Below are 18,780 nucleotides of genomic sequence, written 5' to 3'. Positions count from 1 at the left end.
ATTAAACTTTACTTCATAACTGTTAATGAATGTTATAACATTAGCCTTATACTCACTTTTTATGAAAACGGAGGTATTTGCCTATCTGTTTTTCACTAATAGCCAACTTGAATATTTTACTACTGTAGTTGCTCCATATTCAGTCCAACTTATGGTGTACCAATAGGTTGCTGTGTTTACTGGTCTGCCCCCTAATTTTCCATCCCAGGTATAGCGGTTAGATGAAGTCCCTCTGAAAATCTCTGCACCATATCTGTCATATATCCTGAACTCAATATTATCTTTCGTCATTAATGCTGAATAATCTATACCATCGTTGTGGCCGTCATCGTTAGGGGTAATTGTATTAATGAGATTAATAATGGTAAAAGGTCTTTGCACCTCGTTACATCTTCTGGAATCTCTTACATAAATAATGTAGCTTCCCCTAGGCAAGTTTTGAAAGACATTTGAAGTTTGCCATGTAGTTCCATCAAGGGAGTATTCGTAAGGAGGTGTACCCCCACTAACTCCTATAGTTACTGTAGTTCCATTGATGTCTATTGAGGTTATAACAGGGGATTGAGATTCAGTAATATTTACATATTGTCTGTAAATACAGCCATTATACTGTAAATCTACCCAATAGTTTCCGGCAGGAATGTTTGAAATAGAAGAAGTGGTTGCGCCAGTGCTCCAAAGATAACTTTCGAAACCAGGACCTGCATCTAGGGTAGTTGTCGTTTTGGGACAAATGATCAGGTCTGAAAGCAGATCAGATCTTCTCGGAGTTTTTATTGTAATAATAATTGTTCCTATTTGAGGACAAACTCCGGGTTTTTCAAATCTCACATAGATTGTTTGAGTACCAGTTAGAGTTACAGGGTTGTTTAGGGGATTGATATCATTTTGTGCATCACTAAGGGAGGCATGAAAACTTGCAGTTACCAATGGATCAGTGGTAAACTGGCTCAGGTACTGGCTTAAATCAACTTGCTTTATTCCATCTAAATCATTGTCGCAAAAGCTTTCTGTTATAGTGTTTTTAATTAATTGAATCCTCGCACCTAAAGTGAAATTCAAAGGCTGAATAACTTTTGCACATCCATCTGGAGAGTCTACTCGTATATAAATGGTTGTTGTAGCGCTAAAACTCCATGCATTAGGTAGATTATTTGCATTACCGGCATCGGCATCAGCCAGGTTTGCATAATATCTTACATTGGTAAAATAAGTACTATTGGTTAATACTAATGGTGTAATGTTGGGTAAGATGACCGTTACAATGCCATCAAAATTATCATCACAGAAGGTTCCTGTATAATTTTGCAGGACGATTGCAACAGGATACAGATTGAGGGTGATTTTAGCGATACTTTTACAGCCTGCTGCATTTTTCACTACAGCATAGACAATGGTTCCGTTTGGTGCAGTGTAAGTGGTGGGAGTACTTATCAATGCAGCTGCATTTTCTGTTTGTGCATCTATTAAAGTTGGATAATAGGTGATTATCACCGGGTTATTAGTCGTTACATTCGCTAAAGTAAGATTGAAAGTTCCTTGTCCGTTAATATCACAGGCGGATAAAGTCGCATCATTTACGGTAAGGACCTTGATATTTATGGTTACAGTAACAGTTTCACAGTCTGGAAAATCAGGATCGTTTCCACAAAACGTATAGGTGAAAGTGTCTGTTCCTGCTGTTCCGGGATTAGTAACAGTATAGGTAATAACGCCGGTTGTTGGATTAATCGTGGCGGTCCCTAAAGTAGGAGGTGTGGTGACTGCTATTGTGGAAACAACTGGCACTTGAGTGGAACTGCTAAAATTAGGAACTATTGTATGGGTTGTACAGACATCGTATGTTGCCGTACTAAGTTTGGTGCAATTTAAAACTTTATAAGGTAAAGTTATTAATGGGGCACAACTTCCCATAATCACCGCACAGGTATAATTTCCCGACTGTGTAGGAGTATATGATATAGAGGTGGCTCCAGGAATGAGAATTCCATTTCTGTACCATTGGTATCCATTGTATATGGTTGGGTCCACAGTGAGAACAATTCCGGGAACACAATCTCCACCAGATTTTAGAATTACCGGCTGGGTAGGGAATCCTGCAAAAAAGCCTCCATATCCAACTGCATCACTTCCCGCATTGATCCCAGCTGTGATTGCTTTATCAGCTACGACAGTAATTGTTCCGGTTACATTTGGGATTCCATAAGTAACCCAGTTATTGGTTCCTGTCATATTAAAAGGACCAGTTGTAGTAGGAGGGGTAACACCATTTACAGTTACATTTGCTCCCCTTTCTGTAATAAGATTAAGTTTTGTCGGGATAGTAAGAATTCCATTTGGGTTATTATTGGAATGGACAAAATTTTCATTAATAAAACCAAGCTCATTGATTTGCTTTGGCAGGTAACAATTTAAAGCCGGAATAAAATTAAAACCACCTGTAGCGACCTCATTTCCCGCAGTAGAATCTCCTGCCAGCAGTTGATATACATAAGCATTTTTTGATGTTTTTATATAGAGGTTGTAATGATTGGTTCCCTGGAGTTGATATTTACTGTCTGGAATAATGAAATATTGGCCCGTATTTAATGTTGCAATAGGAACTACTTCATTATTGACGAGAACCTGAGTGTTGTCTTCTGTTGCAATGATCATAGCCTCCTCCATATTTGCACCAATACTTCCATTTCCCTTTACAAGAGCAAACTCATTTCCAAGCCTGTCAACCGGAACAGCCTGGTCCATTAAAATGTCTGAGCTTGTAGGATGATTTCCGGCATACTGCCCATTAAAATTACCATTTGTAATATTCACAGGTTTATTAGCAACTATCTTGGCTCCAATAAAACCATCGGAATTTCCTGTGATATCACCAATACCATCAATAATATATGAATTACCTTTATTTAGGGTAAAGGTCATGGTGGGGTTGGTAGTCCCTGTTGTTCCATTTGAGAATTGTACCGTGGGTTTATATCCTGATATGGTAACTGTTGTATTGTCTTCAGTTGCCAAAATACTGGTCATGAAATTTAAAATAAAATTACTTACGCTTATAGGGGCATTCCCAGCATAGAAGGTTTTTCCGGTAGAGGGAATCCCCTTCGAAGTAATAATTTCGGCATGGTTAAACACCGAGAATCTTAAATTGGCGTAAAATGGGAATTCTGCTTTTAAGTATAGTCCCTTTGTCGTTGGAGTAAATAAATCCACCTGTTGGGTGGTAATAATATAATCCCGTAATACATCAAATTTTTGAGGGTTGTTTTTGCTGATGTTTACGGTTCCGATTAAAACATTATTATTGTAAATACTTACCGGAAATGATGTAGTCCGGTTAGTAGATAAATATAATTTTTGGTAAGGATTTGGATTTCCGGTTCGGTCTACCATTGGGGCAAACCAATGTTCTCTGTCCAATTGGGCAAATGCAGAGATGAAAATACAAAATATAAATAAAAAAGATAGAATTTTCTTCATATACTGCTAGCTTTTAACGCAAATTTAATAATAAAAAGTAGTAGTGTGTTGAAAAAATAATAAAAAAACCACGATTTCAAATCGTGGTTTATGCAGAAATATTTTTAAATGACTATTCTCTGTTTTTTACTAAGATCCAGCCAGTGTATTTTATTGGTGTTTGCTTCTTATTAGGCTCATTCCAGCTTATATCAAACCAATAATTTCCAGTAGATACTTTTTTTGTTCCATTGGTTGTTCCATTCCATTTGTATCCGTTGCTTTTATCACCTTGATGAATTTTAGCCCCATATCTGTCATAAATATTGAATGTCAGATTAGGTTTGAATGATAGAGATGAATAATCAATGATATCATTTACACCATCATCGTTTGGAGTAATTACATTCACCAGGTTTGGAATAGTAACGGCAACACTGATTGGATCACAATCATAAGCATCTTTTACATATACAATAGCATCACCTCTCGGAATATTATTAAATACATTAGAATCCTGCCAGTTAATATTATCGATGGAATATTTGTAAGGAGGTGTTCCTCCTAAGACGTAAGCAGTAATGGAGTTACTGGTTATATCAACATTAGAAATAACCGGCTGTTCAGCAGCGTATACATTTACTGTTTGCGTGGTAATACATTCTCCGGTTTTCAGTTTTACAGAATAAGTACCAACTCCGACGTTTGTTATAGCTTGAGTTGTAGCGCCGGTGCTCCATAAATAAGAAGCAAAACCAGGCCCTGCATCCAAAGTTGTTTTGTCTTCCATACATATAATCTTGTCTACTAATACAGCAGATTTTACTGGAGCAAGAACAATAAGTGTGACTTCAGCAACTTTATAGCAACCATTTGCATTACTTACTTTGATATATACAACTCCGGTTGGTGCGACATATGTCGTTGGATTAGTGATTTCATTTGTTCCATTTACAGCATCAGTTGGTGATGGATAATATTTCTTTGTTATCCCTGTCTGTGTGGTTACAGAAGCTAAGGTTAGGTTAAAAAGACCCGTTGCTGGATTTTGTTCAAGGAAACAGGTTCTTAGTAATGCGTTATTAACAACAGGTGTTGAAGAAACAGTTAAGTTAAGAGTTATCTCTTCGCAATCAATAAATTCGGGAGCATTTCCACAAAATTTGTAAACAATTTTATCCGGACCAAAAAAACCGAAGTTCGGGACATAGGTAATAACACCTGTTACGGGGTCGATACTTGCTGTTCCATTTGTCGGTGGAGTAACAATAGTTACGGTTCCTGGAACGTAGGCCTGTGTTGAGTTTGTAAACTCAGGTACAATTGCTTGAAAGCCCTCACACATGATCAGTGACTTGGTGGATTTTTGAAGGCAAGAGAAAACTTTATATATTGGTGTTGTTGCAGGAGGACAGCTTCCCACTGTTATTCTTACGGTATAATTTCCTGCCTGAGTTGGAGTATAAGAGTTAGTGGTTGCCCCTGGAATTGGATTTCCATTCAGTGACCATTGATAGGTTTCAAAACTGTCATCTACTTCCAATACTATTCCTGGAATACAATCTCCGGTTTGTTTGGCGATTACAGGGATAGAAGAGAATCCTGCAAAATATCCCCCATAACCCGCTGTACTGTATCCTCCGTTGATCCCAGCCGTTACAGCTTTGGTAGATGTGATCGTAACGTTTCCTGAAATTCCTTGTATTGCATAAGTTACCCATTGTGTGTTTCCGGTAAGAGGAAAAGGTCCCTGTGCAGCAGTGGGAGTTGTTCCATTTACGGTTACAGCAGCCCCTGCTTCGGTGAGTATGTTAAGTTTTAAATTAACCGTGCCGGTATAAGTTGGCATTTCCTGGATTTTGCCAATCTCGTCAATTTTTCTAGGTAAAAAACAGTTTAATGGTGGAATGTAATTATATCCTCCGGTATTATTTGCGGAACCAGCACCAATTAATTGATATAAGTATACATTTTTTGTAGTTCTTATGTAAATATTTGAATGTCCTCCTGCCTGAGTTGCATAAGCATTAGCCAGGATTCTGTAATAATCTCCTTCGTTAATAGTTGCAACCGGCGTTGTTCCTGCATTAAGATAGATTTCAGTGTTGTTTTCAGTAGCAACTATAATTCCGCCTTCCATATTATCCCCACTGGTGGAGATACTTTTTACCATTGCAAATTCGTTTCCAAGACGATCAGTAGGTACTGATTGATCCATAATTAAATCTGATCCATCTGGAAAGCCTGTTCCAATAGTCGCATAAAATCCATTGGAATTACCATTTGTAACTGAAATAGGTTTTGTGGCTACAATTTTAGAACCGATAAATCCAGTTTGATTTGCTGCTGTATTTCCAATACCTGCCAGGATATATGATTGTCCTTTATTTAAATTTACAGTTAGAGATAGAGGAGGGGCTGTATTGTTAATGAATTGTATGTTAGGGTCATATCCAGAAATAGTAACACTAGTGTTGTCTTCCGTTGCCATTATACCTGTGGTGAAGTTATTAGAAGTAGAATTCACAGTCATTGGAGTGGCTGCAGCATAGAACTGGGTTCCAATACCTGCCTTTCCTTTAGAAGTGATGATTTCTCCGTGAGAGATATTGTAAATTCTTAATGAAGCAAAGTAAGGTTTTTCACCTTTAGTATAAACACCAAGATTGGTTGGAACGGCCGCACTTGAAGAGCTTGTTGTTCTTATGTACTGTGCGCCCAACGTGAAGGACTGAGGATTGTTTTTGCTTATGGTCACTGTTCCGATTACGGCATTGTTACTGTATATCTTAACCTCAAATGGTGTTACAGAATCAGTAGAGAAGTATAAACCGTGCGCATAATTGGTGGCCGATGTTGATGAGCTGTCGAAATAAGGGGCAAACCAATGGTCAGTATCTCGTTGTGCAAATAGTAGATTGATTGTAAATAAAATAAAGAATAAACTGAGTAGATATTTTTTCATTGATATGGGAGTTAGGATTGTTTGCAAAAATAAAAGATTATTTAATATATCATCATATATTTTAAAAAAATACTTATGAATAAATAATAAAAACCACGATTTTTAGATCGTGGTTTATAAATGTTAGGATTAAATTTAATTTCTATTTTTTACCAAAATCCAACCCGTATAGGTGGCTTGAGTTTTATCTTTATTGGGTTCATTCCAGTTAATATGGTACCAATAGGTGCCGGTTGCGATCTTTTTATCAAAATGTTTCCCATCCCATTTGTAGTTGTTGAATTTATCTCCGGTGAATACTTTATTGCCATACCTGTCATAGATAACAAAACTAAGATTTGATTTATAGGCTAATGCACTGTAATCTATATAATCGTTGTGTCCATCATCATTTGGGGTTATTGCATTAACGAGATTAAGGACTGTAATTTCTACTGATATTGGAGCGCAGTTATTAGTGTCTTTAACATAGAAAGTATGCTGACCTCTAGTGAGATTTGTGAATACGTTAGAATCCTGCCAGTTTGCAGTTCCATCTACATCATACTTATAAGGAGGTGTTCCTCCACTTACATGGACTGTTGCAGTAGTATTGGAAATTTCGATCTGTGTAATTACCGGATCCGGGTTTTTAAATACTCTTACAGTCTGTGTTACAAAACATCCATCTTTCCCAAGAATAACGGTGTATTCACCCACTCCAACACCTTCAATAGATGGTGTAGTAGCTCCCGTATTCCATTGGTATGAATCATATCCAGGACCGGCATCCAGGTTGGTTCTTGAATCGATACAGATATACTTATCGAGCAGTATTGGGGATTTTTTAATAGGTTTTGCGATTAATGTAATTTTTGCAATTCCTGTACACCCTTCAGTGGTTGTTATTTTAACATAAACCATTCCTCCGGCAGAACCATAATTTTGAGGAGTTGTGATTTCATTCGTATTTGCATTCAGGTCAGCTAAAGTTGGATAGAATTTTTTAATTGCTTGGGGAAAATCAATAACGTTAGCCGTTGTTAGGTTGAAATAAGCTTTATCTTCATATTGGCATGCTTCCAAAGTGGCATCCTTTACAATAAAAGGAACTACCATTAGGTTTAAAGTTACTGTTTCGCAGTCAATAAATTCAGGAGCGTTTCCACAAAATGTGTAAACAATGACGTCTGGACCAAAATAGCCGGATACTGGTGTATAAGTAATTACACCTGTTGAAGGATTTAGTACAGCTGTTCCATGAGTAGGTGCTGTTAAGATAGATACAGTACTAGGAACGGGAGTTTGTGTTGAGCTAGAAAAATGAGGAGTGATAATTTTAGGAGCACAGATATTAATACTGGTAGTTGTATTTTTAATACAGTTAAAAACTTTATATATCGGTGTGGTTATTGGGCAGCTACCCATAGTTACATAGACTGTATAATTTCCTGGTTGAAGTGGGGTGTGAGTACTAGTTGTAGCTCCAGCTATGGGAGTGCCATTTAAATGCCATTGATATGCTTCATATCCGTCATCAACTTCGAGTACGATACCAGGAACGCACTCACCTGCTTTTTTTGTGATGACAGGAACAGATGAGAATCCAGCGAAATATCCTCCATATCCTGCAGTGCTATATCCTCCATTGATTCCTGCAGTTACAGCTTTTGTAGAGGTAATGGACACATTCCCGGAAATTCCGTCAATAGCATAAGTTTGCCATTGGGTATTCCCTGTTAAAGGATAGGGGCCTTGTGCTGCTGTAGGAACTACTCCATTTACAGAGACTGTTGCACCAGTCTCTGTCAGGATATTTAATTTTAGAGAAATAGGGGATGAGATGCTTGGCATTTCATTAATTTTTCCAATCTCATCAATTTTTCTTGGTAAGAAACAGTTGAGTGGAGGTATATAGTTGAAACCACAGGTTGCATTACTATCTCCTACACCTATAAATTGATATAAATAGACTTTTTTGGAGGTGGAAATAAACATATTTGAATGTGTTCCGGCACCAGTCTGTACGACATAGTCGGCTTCGTTAATCCTGTACCATTGTCCTGCATTTATGGTTGCAGCAGCCGTTGTGGAGCCATTTAAGAATATGTCTGTGTTATCTTCTACTGCAATAATAATTCCACCTTCCATATTTTGAGCTGGAGAAGTAGATTTGGTTTTAACCATGGCAAAGGTACTACCCAGTCTTTCCGTTGGTACAGATTGGTCAAGAATAGGGTCTGATCCTCCTGAACTTAATATTCCAAAATTTCCGTTGCAGCTTCCATTGGTGAGACAAACTGGTTTGTTGGCAACAATCTTAGCTCCAATAAATCCGGTAAGATTTGCACTCGTGCTTCCCGAGCCAGCAAATAAAAATGATTGTCCTTTATTCAAAGTGATAGTATGGGAGTTTCCGATAGATGCTCCTCCATAAAAAACTAAGCCTGTGCCATTCCATGAAACGGTTACTGTTGTATTATCCTCTGTGGCAAGAATACCAGCTGTGAAATTGTAAATTGCACTGTTGGAAGTATTTGGACTGGATGCTACAAAAAATTCCTTTCCAATACCTGCTTTCCCTTTACTTGTAATGATTTCACCATGTGCACTTTGTGCCATTCTTAAACTGCAGTAAAAACGTTTATCTGCTTTAAGGTATAGTCCTTTATTAATAACTTTAAAGCCATCATTTGGATTAGAAGCTACTATTAGACTATTGTTAAGCGTATATGTTTGTGGGTTTCCCTTACTTATGATAACTGTTCCAATAACAGAATTGTTATTGTAGACTTTAACTTCAAATGGATTTACGGAATCTGTGGATAAATATAAAGCATTATTATATCCTTCAATAGTGCTGTAATATGGTGCTATCCAGTGATCAGTATCCCGTTGTGCAAAAAGTGTATTAATTATAAAAAAGACCAGTAGAAAACTAAAAATGATTTTTTTCATGGTATAGGGAATTATAATTTATACAAAAATAGTAGATTATTTAATATCTTTTTTAAAATAATAGTATTATAACAATAAAAAACCACGATTTTATAATCGTGGTTTAATAATTTAATAATTATTTAATACTAATTTCTGTTTTTTACTAAAATCCAACCCGTATATTTTATAGGTGTTTTATCCTTATTGGGTTCATTCCAATTAATATGATACCAATAAGTTCCGGTGAGAATTTTCTTGTCGAAATGTTTCCCATCCCATTTGTAGTTGTTGAATTTATCTCCGGTGAATACTTTGTTACCATATCTGTCATAAATAACAAAGCTGAGGTTTTCTTTATATGAAAGTTCGCTATAATCTATATAATCATTAATGTTGTCACCGTTCGGGGTGATTGCATTAATAAGATTAGGTACTGTAATTTCCACTGATATTGGAGCGCAGTTATTGACATCTTTTACATAGAAAATATGCTGACCTCTAGTGAGGTTTGTGAATACGTTAGAATCCTGCCAGTTTGCAGTTCCATCTACAGCATATTTATAGGGCTGTGTTCCTCCACTTACATGGACTGTTGCTGTAGTATTGGAAATTTCGATTTCAGTAATAACCGGATCCGGGTTTTTAAATACTTTTACGGTCTGCGTTACAAAACATCCGTCTTTCCCAAGAATAACGGTGTATTCACCCACTCCAACACCTTCAATAGCTTGTGTAGTAGCTCCTGTATTCCATTGATATGAATCATATCCAGGGCCGGCATCCAGGTTAGTTCTTGCATCTATACAAATATACTTATCAAGCAGTATCGGAGATTTTTTAATGGGTTTCGCGATTAATGTAATTTTTGCAATTCCTGTACATCCTTCAGTACTGGTTATTTTAACATAAACCACGCCTCCGGCAGAACCATAATTTTGAGGTGTTGTGATTTCATTGGTATTTGCATTCAGATCAGCTAAAGTTGGATAGAACTTTTTACCTACTGGGTTGAGGTCAATAACATTAGCTGTCGTTAAATTGAAATAAGCTTTATCTTCATATTGACATGCTTCCAATGTGGCATCCTTTACAATAAAAGGAACTACCGTTAGATTTAAAGTTACTGTTTCGCAGTCAATAAATTCAGGAGCGTTTCCACAGAACGTGTAAACAATGACGTCTGGGCCTAAATAGCCAGGTACTGGAGTATAAGTTATTACACCTGTTGAAGGATTTAATACAGCTGTTCCATGGGTAGGTGCTGTTAAGATAGACACAGTACTAGGAACCGGAGTTTGTGTTGAGCTAGAAAAATGAGGAGTGATAACTTTAGTAGCACACGCATTGATGTTGCTCGTTGTATTTTTAATACAGTTAAAAACCTTATATATTGGTGTGGTTACCGGATTACATGTTCCCATTCCTACCGTTACGGTGTAATTTCCGGCTTGTGTAGGAGTATAGGTGTTCGTTGTAGCCCCAGGAATTGCAACACCATTCAAGTACCATTGATAGGTTTCATATCCGTCATCAACTTCTAGTACAATACCCGGGATACATTCGCCAGTTTTTTTAGAAATTACAGGAACAGATGAGAATCCAGCAAAATATCCTCCATATCCCGCGGTGTTAAATCCGCCATTAACTCCAGCGGTTACCGCCTTTGTAGAGGTTATCGATATATTTCCCGAAATTCCGTCAATAGCATAAGTTTGCCATTGGGTGTTTCCTGTTAGAGGATAAGGTCCCTGTGCTGCTGTAGGAGCTACTCCATTTACTAAGACTGTTGCACCAGTCTCTGTCAGGATATTTAATTTTAGTGAAATAGGGGATGAGATGCTTGGCATTTCATTAATTTTTCCAATCTCATCAATTTTTCTTGGTAAGAAACAGTTGAGTGGAGGTATATAGTTGAAACCACAGGTTGCATTACTATCTCCTACACCTATAAATTGATATAAATAGACTTTTTTGGAGGTGGAAATGAACATGTTTGAATGCGTTCCGGCACCAGTCTGTACGACATAGTCGGTTTCGTTAATCCTGTACCATTGTCCTGCATTTATGGTCGCAGCAGCTGTTGAAGAGCCATTTAAGAATATGTCTGTGTTATCTTCTACTGCAATAATAATTCCGCCTTCCATATTTTCACTGGGAACAGTCGATTTGGTTTTGACCATAGCAAAGGTATTACCCAACCTTTCAACTGGAACTGATTGATCAAGAATAGAGTCTGATCCATCTGATCCGCCAATTCCAAAATTCCCGTTACAACTTCCATTGGTTAGAGAAATAGGCTTGTCGGCCACAATTTTAGCACCAATAAATCCGGTAAGGTTGGCGCTGACTCCTCCATCACCTGCAAATAAAAAGGATTCTCCCTTATTTAAAGTAAAAGTGTGTGAATTACCAGTGGCGGTTCCTCCAAAAAATGTTACACCTGTACCATTCCAGGAAACGGTTACTGTTGTATTATCCTCTGTGGCAAGGACCCCTGCGGTAAAATTATAGAGTGTATTGGTTGAGGTATTTGGGCTGGCTGCTACAAAAAATTCCTTTCCAATACCTGCTTTTCCTTTACTTGTAATGATTTCACCATGTGCAGTCTGTGCCAATCTTAAACTACAATAATAGGGTTTGTCTGCTTTAAGATATAATCCTTTGGTAATAACTTTAAAACCATCTGCAGTTGTACTGGCGGAAATTAAGCCATTATCAGTCAGTGTATAGACCTTTGGATCTCCCTTGCTGATTGTAATAGTGGTCACTAAAGCATTGTTATTGTAAACTTTTACATCAAAAGGAGTCACTGAGTCTGTAGAGAGATAAAGTGCGTTGGTATATGTGCCAACATTGGCGTTAGCATAAAAAGGTGCTATCCAGTGCTCGGTATCTCTTTGAGCAAAAAGAGTATTAATTGTAAAAAAAAGCAATACTAAACTAAGTAGAAATCTTTTCATAAACTTGGGAATTAGGATTTCTACAAATTTAAAATAATATTTGATATATTATTAATAATTTACAAGTGAAAATAAAAAAATAATCCTTAATTCTTTATTAAAATGGAAATGGGATATAAAAGTTATAATTTTGTTTCAGGCTTCTTTCCATTTTTTGTAATGGCAAAGTTTTAAACATTATTTATTTAAGTCTTAGGTATAATAAAAATCCCGACGAAAATTTTCATCGGGATTTATGTTCTTTTTGAAATGTCGAATTAGCTTAAGCTTACTCTTACAAATCCTGTAACTTTTAAGTCTGCATTTACAGATTTTACATAGTCAGCAACCGATTGGCTTCCGTCTTTAATAAAAGCCTGGTGTACCAATGTATTTTCTTTGTAGAATTTCTGCATTTTACCTTTTAGAATATTATCAATAATATTTTCAGGCTTACCTTCTTTAGTAAGAAGTTCTCTTTCGATCTCTAATTCTTTATCGATAGTTTCCTGAGAAACCTTAGTTTCGTCTAGAGCGATAGGGTTCATTGCAGCAACCTGCATAGAAACAGCTTTAGCAGCTTCATTAGCTCCATCTACTTTAGAAGAAAGAGAAGTGATTGCAGCAATTTTATTTCCTGCGTGGATATAAGCCCCTAAGAATGGACCCTGAATTCTTTCGAAAGAACCGATTTCGATCTTTTCACCGATAACCCCTGTTTGTTCGATAAGTTTCTCAGCAACAGTGATTCCGTGGAAGTCAGTAGCAAGAAGTTCTTCTTTAGTAGCAGCAAAAATAGCCATTTCAGCTAATTCATAAGCAAGCTCAATGAATGCTTCGTTTTTAGCAACGAAATCAGTTTCACAGTTTAAAGAAATAACAACACCTAAAGTGTTATCTTCATTTACTCTTGCGATAACTGCCCCTTCACTAGACTCTCTATCAGCTCTATTAGCAGCAACTTTTTGTCCTTTTTTTCTAAGGATATCTACCGCTTTTTCGAAATCTCCTTCAGCTTCAACTAAAGCTTTTTTGCAGTCCATCATACCTGCACCTGTTTGGTTTCTTAATTTTGCTACGTCTGCAGCAGCTGGTGTATAAGACATAATATCTATTATTTTTTTTATTAAGATTTAGTTTTGATTTTTTAGTTTATTTTTGAGCACTGCAAAGATAATGATTTTAATGATAAACTAAAAAATGACTTTTCACGTTATTTTGTTAGTTCATAATTTTTAAATATTTAGTTAATGAAAAAAAAATTTCTCCTTATATTTTATGCATTTTTACATTAGGCTTTTCCCAAAAAAAGAAAAAGACCAAATCTAAAGCTGTGGTGGAAAAGGAAACACTTATCATCTATACCGAGCAGGATGCAGAAAGCACGAAGGAGGCACGGATTATTGCTGGCTTTTTAAAGCAGAATCCTAACCATGCAAAAACAGATTATTTTAAAAGAAAGCTGATCGAGATCATTATGGCTGATAATTCTCCGGAAGCTAAGCCTACTATTAAACCTATTAGTAAAGAGAAGATTGAAAAAATTGTTAAAAACAATGAATTAAACAATGCTAAAACAATGGCTGTAAACTCTTCGCCTGCTGCGATTGAGAAGAAAGTGAACTATGCAAGTGTAAGCAATAGTAATACAAGTTTAAGCAATAGTAATAATAGTAGTAGCAAGAAATCTGAGCCAAGTGAAGAAAGTAAAAGAACAGCTGCAATGTTGACTCATATTTTTAGTAATGACGATAATCTAAAAGAGGCATATATTAATATTAAAAACAGATCCAGTTGTAATCTGATTGTGAAAATTAGTGGAAAGAAATACTATAATCTTAGTGTTCCTGCAAAAGGACAAAATTTTATTCTAATCGATAAAGGAGAATATGTCTTGACTACAATGGTATGTGATGCAAAATACTCATCACTAAAAAGAATAAATAAGGATATTGAATTAGAATTGAATGTATCTGAGTAGGGTGTTGTTTATGTATTAAAAAAATAAAAAAGGTTAAGAGTTTTCTCTTAACCTTTTTCTTTTATCCTTTAAATTGTCCCATTGCGATAAACTTTTCTTGTCGCTGGGTTTCTAATTCTTGTCCTGTGAACTTAGAGAAAGCTTTGATATTTTGTAAGATAGAACTCTTTAAATTCAAATAAGCAGTTTCCGGATCATAATGAGCACCTCCAAGAGGTTCCTCTATAATACCATCAATGAATTTTTCTCTTAAAGCATCCTTTGGAGTAAGGTTTAATGCATTAGCTGCATCTTCTTTATGATCCCAGTTTCTCCATAATATCGATGAACAGCTTTCAGGTGCAATTACGGTATACCATGTGTTTTCTAACATATATACTTTATTTCCTACACCGATTCCTAAAGCTCCACCACTAGCTCCTTCACCAATAATATAAGTGAAAATAGGAGTTTTAAGCTGAACCATTTCAAAGATGTTTCTTGCAATGGCCTCTCCTTGTCCTCTCTCTTCAGCCTCTAATCCGGGATATGCTCCAGGGGTGTCAACTAAAGTTACAACAGGAATATGGAATTTTTCAGCCAATTTCATTAGCCTTAAAGCTTTTCTATATCCTTCAGGATTTGGCATTCCAAATCTTCTGTATTGTCTTTCTTTTGTCGTTCTCCCTTTTTGGGTTCCTATGATCATTACTTTATGACCATCCAATGTAGCTAGTCCACCAATTAAAGCCGGATCATCAGCGAAATTTCTGTCTCCATGAAGTTCTAGAAAACTACCTTTATCAGCAATGCCATTAATATGGTCTAAAGCATAAGGACGATCGGGATGACGAGATAGTTGTACTCTTTGCCAAGGGGTAAGGTTTCCATAGATCTCTTTTTTCTTTTCTATGATCTTATCCTCAATCTGACTACATGCTAATTTTACATCAACACCGCTTTCTTCTCCTACTAAAGAACACGTTTGGTATTGATCCATTAATTCTTTTATAGGAAGTTCGAAACTTAAATATTCCATTCTTGAAGTAAATTATATCGTTCAAATTTATGAAAAATTATGAAACTCTATTTAAAATTATTAATAGCATTCTTCATTCTAGCTATACTTTCTTCTTTTCCAAGCAGTTCCAGAATATCAGGAACATCTGGTCCTTTTAATTCTCCTACTAATGCTAAACGAAGAGGCATCATCACTTTTCCCATTCCGAGCCCTTTATTTTCGGCAAAATCATGAACAGTTTGCTTTAATACTTCGCTGTTAAATTCCTGGGTGTTCTCCAGGGTGTCAGATAAATCAGCTAGTATTGTTGAAGTTTCTTCATTCCATGCTTTTTTTGCTGCCTTTTCATCATAAGAAGTAGGGGGCTCAAAGAAAAACTTTCCGTTTTCATAGATGTCTTGAGGAAATGTAGCTCTTTCTTTCATAAGATGAATAATCTTAATTAATTTTTCATCTGAAACATGGGATAATTCTAAACCGGTATTTTTCAAAATTTTTAAAAGCTCTTCATCCGATTTTAACTGGATATACTGGTGATTAAACCACTCGGATTTTTCTTTGCTGAATCTGGCTCCTGCCTTGTGAACTTTATGAAGGTCAAATTCTTTAATCATTTCCTTCAGGGGAAGAATTTCCCTGTCATTTGCGGGTGACCAGCCAAGTAAAGCTACCATATTGATAAATGCATCGGGAAGATATCCATTTTCTCTATATCCCTTTGAAATGTTACCTGTTTCGGGATCTTTGAAATCTAATGGAAAAACAGGGAATCCAAATTTGTCACCATCTCTTTTACTTAATTTACCCTTTCCTTCTGGTTTTAGAATCAATGAAAGGTGAGCAAACTGGGGAGCATCCCACTGCATTGCTTCATATAATAATGTGTGTAGACCTAAAGATGGCAACCATTCTTCTCCGCGGATGACATGGGTGATCTTCATCTCATGGTCATCAATTACGTTAGCAAAATGATAAGTAGGCATTCCATCATGTTTAACTAAAACTTTATCATCTAAAGTATTGGTGTTTACAGATGATCTGCCACGGATAATATCTTCAAGATTAAGCGTTCTGTCAACTGGCATTTTGAATCGAACGACATATGGTGTTTTGTTAAGTAATAATACTTCAATCTCCTCCTCAGAAAGTGCAAGACTATTTCTTAAGCGATTTCTTGTTTTATTATCATAAGAAAAAACATCTCCCTTCGCTTCATATTCTGCACGGATAGCATCCAATTCTTCTGGAGTATCAAAAGCAAGATAAGCATAATCCGTTTTTAGAATTTGTTCCGTATATCTGTCGTAAATGTCTCTTCTTTCAGATTGTCTGTAAGGAGCATACTTTCCTCCTTTTTTAGGACTTTCATCAGGAATGATTCCGCACCATTCTAAAGCTTCTTCAATATACTCTTCAGCACCTTCTACATATCTTGCCGTGTCGGTATCTTCGATCCTCAAAACGAATTCGCCACCCTGGTTTTTAGCAAAAAGATAATCATATAATGCGGTTCTTACACCTCCCAAATGCAAAGGTCCTGTAGGACTTGGAGCAAAACGTACTCTTACTTTCTCCATTATCAATTTAAATTTTGTGCAAATTTAGTTAAAATTATATGGTTAACAGGTATTTTGTGATTCTGTTATTTTCTTTTGAATAAATTCTTGTTGTTATAATTAGGTATGAGAAAGTATGCTTAGAATTGGCTAAAGTATTTATTATAATAAATAGTTGTGATTGAAATTAATAATTCAATAGATGAAAACGATTTGAATAAATAATTAAAAAATAGATTTTTATTTATTTAATTCAATATATTGGGATGTTGTATCTCTTTATTTAAAGGGTTTATGTGTTATAAACAATTCTTTAGTTTGTGATTTGTATCATGTTTTTTATTTTTTTAAATGATAGGTAAAAACCTATTTTTGCGCAAAAAATTTTAAATATGATAAAAAAACAATTTTCGTTTTGCATTAGTATGATTCTGATGCTTTTTGTAACCTCATGTTCTACAGAAGAACTTAACAATGAGGGCGCTCCGGAGAACTTGAGCCGTACGAGCCGTTCAAAGGCAGGGAAATCCGCAGGAGATGGAGAATATGATGTACTGGGGCATGGATTTGATGCGGCAGGAGAATATGCTAATGCAAATTCCGCAGGATTTCAAGTGATTGATATTGCAAGGTTTAAAGTTGAGCAGGCTTCAAGATTAGTAACTGATAATACATTTTCTCAGGAATATGTGGAAGAATATGGTGAAAATGCAGAGTCTTATTCTAAAATGGTTTCAACAAAAGTAGGAGTAACTGCCGGAATACCATTATTTAAAAAAACACTTTCAGTTGCTTTTAATACTACGATTACCAATTCGAATAAATTTGATGCTAAATACATTTACGGAAGTTATAATTTAACTATTAAGCAGAGAAGATTTAGGATTAATGCAACGGCTTCTGCCTTGTCAGACTATTTAACCCCTGAATTTGTGCAAGACCTTCAAACAAAGAGCCCGCAACAAATTGTTAATGATTATGGTACCCATATATTGGTAGATATCTATACTGGAGCAAAAATGGATATTTTATTTCAATCTGAAACTACCAATAGAAATAGAGAGCATGCTGCTAGAGTTGGGGTTAAAGCTGGAATGAAGGCTATATTTGATGTAGATGTTACAAATGACGTCAATACATCAAGTTCTAATCAAAACTATTCAAAAAAATTATCTTATAAAACAAGGGGAGGAGATCCTTCAAAAGGTTTAATGAATGAATTAAATCTGGATCAAAATAATCCTAAAATTAATATAGCCAACTGGCAAAACAGTTCTACTGCAAATAATTCTGTTTTGGTGGATTTTGGTTCGAATGGTTTGATTCTTATTTATGACGTTGTTAAAGATCCTGTAAAAAAGTCACAACTTAAAGCTTATGTAGATCAGTATCTTATAGATAATAGAGTTAATATTGAATATACTAATACAGCAAACCTAGTTAATGGAAACTTTGTTAGAAACCCTATAACAGGAGAAGTGTTCTTTATGTTTGAAAATCAGTTACGTTATATTCAAAGCCCAGATACCCTTTTTGGATTATTTAACATAAGCAATGCAGATATTTTTGATGTTAGCTCCACTAACCTTTCAACAGTGAAAAAAGGTAAAGATTTAACACCTGATAATGACCTTAAACAGGACAATTATACACTTAAGATCTATATGAGAGAAGGGAATACTTTGAGATGGATACCTAATTCTACTATATATAATAAATATAGATTTAACAATAATGCTGTTCGTAAAATTAATGGAACAGGAGGGTATATAATAGGCTCTGATATTCAATAAACACATAAACAGATAAGTAAAAAAAGTCCAAGATACCTTGGGCTTTTTTACTTAGTTAATCTTAATTTATACATTTGCAGATTTATGATCAAATAAATTGATTTGAACATTTATCTTAGAACAGTAAAATATTTTTTGCTAAGAAATAGTTTAGTTAAACAGAGCAAA

The 18,780-nt window shown here is 35.7% G+C and carries 9 protein-coding genes; 2 read left to right on the top strand and 7 right to left on the bottom strand.

Annotated elements, in window-relative coordinates:
• Positions 1-81: 81 nt before the first annotated feature.
• The 5 genes from CEY12_RS12330 to tsf form a co-directional block, all read right to left on the bottom strand.
• The gene (locus CEY12_RS12330) at positions 82-3,480 is read right to left on the bottom strand and encodes a T9SS type B sorting domain-containing protein (protein ID WP_089027979.1); all 3,399 of its coding nucleotides are present in this window, start codon (positions 3,478-3,480) and stop codon (positions 82-84) included.
• 112 nt (positions 3,481-3,592) lie between these two features.
• The gene (locus CEY12_RS12325) at positions 3,593-6,424 is read right to left on the bottom strand and encodes a T9SS type B sorting domain-containing protein (RefSeq protein WP_089027978.1); all 2,832 of its coding nucleotides are present in this window, start codon (positions 6,422-6,424) and stop codon (positions 3,593-3,595) included.
• A gap of 135 nt (positions 6,425-6,559) precedes the next feature.
• Positions 6,560-9,361 (bottom strand): gliding motility-associated C-terminal domain-containing protein, encoded by a 2,802-nt coding sequence (locus CEY12_RS12320; RefSeq protein WP_089027977.1) that lies wholly within the window; start codon positions 9,359-9,361, stop codon positions 6,560-6,562.
• A gap of 128 nt (positions 9,362-9,489) precedes the next feature.
• The gene (locus CEY12_RS12315; RefSeq protein WP_089027976.1) at positions 9,490-12,303 is read right to left on the bottom strand and encodes a gliding motility-associated C-terminal domain-containing protein; all 2,814 of its coding nucleotides are present in this window, start codon (positions 12,301-12,303) and stop codon (positions 9,490-9,492) included.
• A 257-nt stretch (positions 12,304-12,560) separates the two neighbouring features.
• Positions 12,561-13,388, bottom strand: coding sequence for a translation elongation factor Ts (gene tsf / locus CEY12_RS12310; RefSeq protein WP_089027975.1), 828 nt, complete (start codon positions 13,386-13,388; stop codon positions 12,561-12,563).
• A gap of 230 nt (positions 13,389-13,618) precedes the next feature.
• Between tsf and CEY12_RS12305 the strand changes: the two genes are divergently transcribed.
• Positions 13,619-14,263: a DUF6759 domain-containing protein gene (locus CEY12_RS12305; protein WP_228409689.1), complete on the top strand. Its 645-nt coding sequence runs from the start codon at positions 13,619-13,621 to the stop codon at positions 14,261-14,263.
• 61 nt (positions 14,264-14,324) lie between these two features.
• Here CEY12_RS12305 and CEY12_RS12300 read toward each other — a convergent pair whose 3' ends face one another.
• Both CEY12_RS12300 and gltX read right to left on the bottom strand, forming a co-directional pair.
• On the bottom strand, positions 14,325-15,281 hold the full coding sequence (locus tag CEY12_RS12300; RefSeq protein WP_089027974.1) for an acetyl-CoA carboxylase carboxyltransferase subunit alpha: 957 nt from the start codon (positions 15,279-15,281) through the stop codon (positions 14,325-14,327).
• Positions 15,282-15,328: 47 nt separating this feature from the next.
• Positions 15,329-16,840 carry a glutamate--tRNA ligase gene (gltX, locus tag CEY12_RS12295; protein WP_089027973.1) on the bottom strand — a complete coding sequence of 504 codons (1,512 nt, stop codon included), beginning with the start codon at positions 16,838-16,840 and terminating at the stop codon, positions 15,329-15,331.
• A gap of 371 nt (positions 16,841-17,211) precedes the next feature.
• On the opposite strand from gltX, the gene CEY12_RS12290 reads away from it, so the two are divergent.
• Complete coding sequence (locus CEY12_RS12290) at positions 17,212-18,612, top strand: MAC/perforin domain-containing protein (protein ID WP_089027972.1); 1,401 nt, start codon at positions 17,212-17,214, stop codon at positions 18,610-18,612.
• Positions 18,613-18,780 lie beyond the last annotated feature (168 nt).

It is taken from the genome of Chryseobacterium sp. T16E-39, assembly GCF_002216065.1.
Classification (GTDB): Bacteria; Bacteroidota; Bacteroidia; order Flavobacteriales; family Weeksellaceae; genus Chryseobacterium.
The sequence above is the reverse complement of the archived record's forward strand: the minus strand, read 5'-3'. Positions and strand labels throughout refer to the sequence as shown.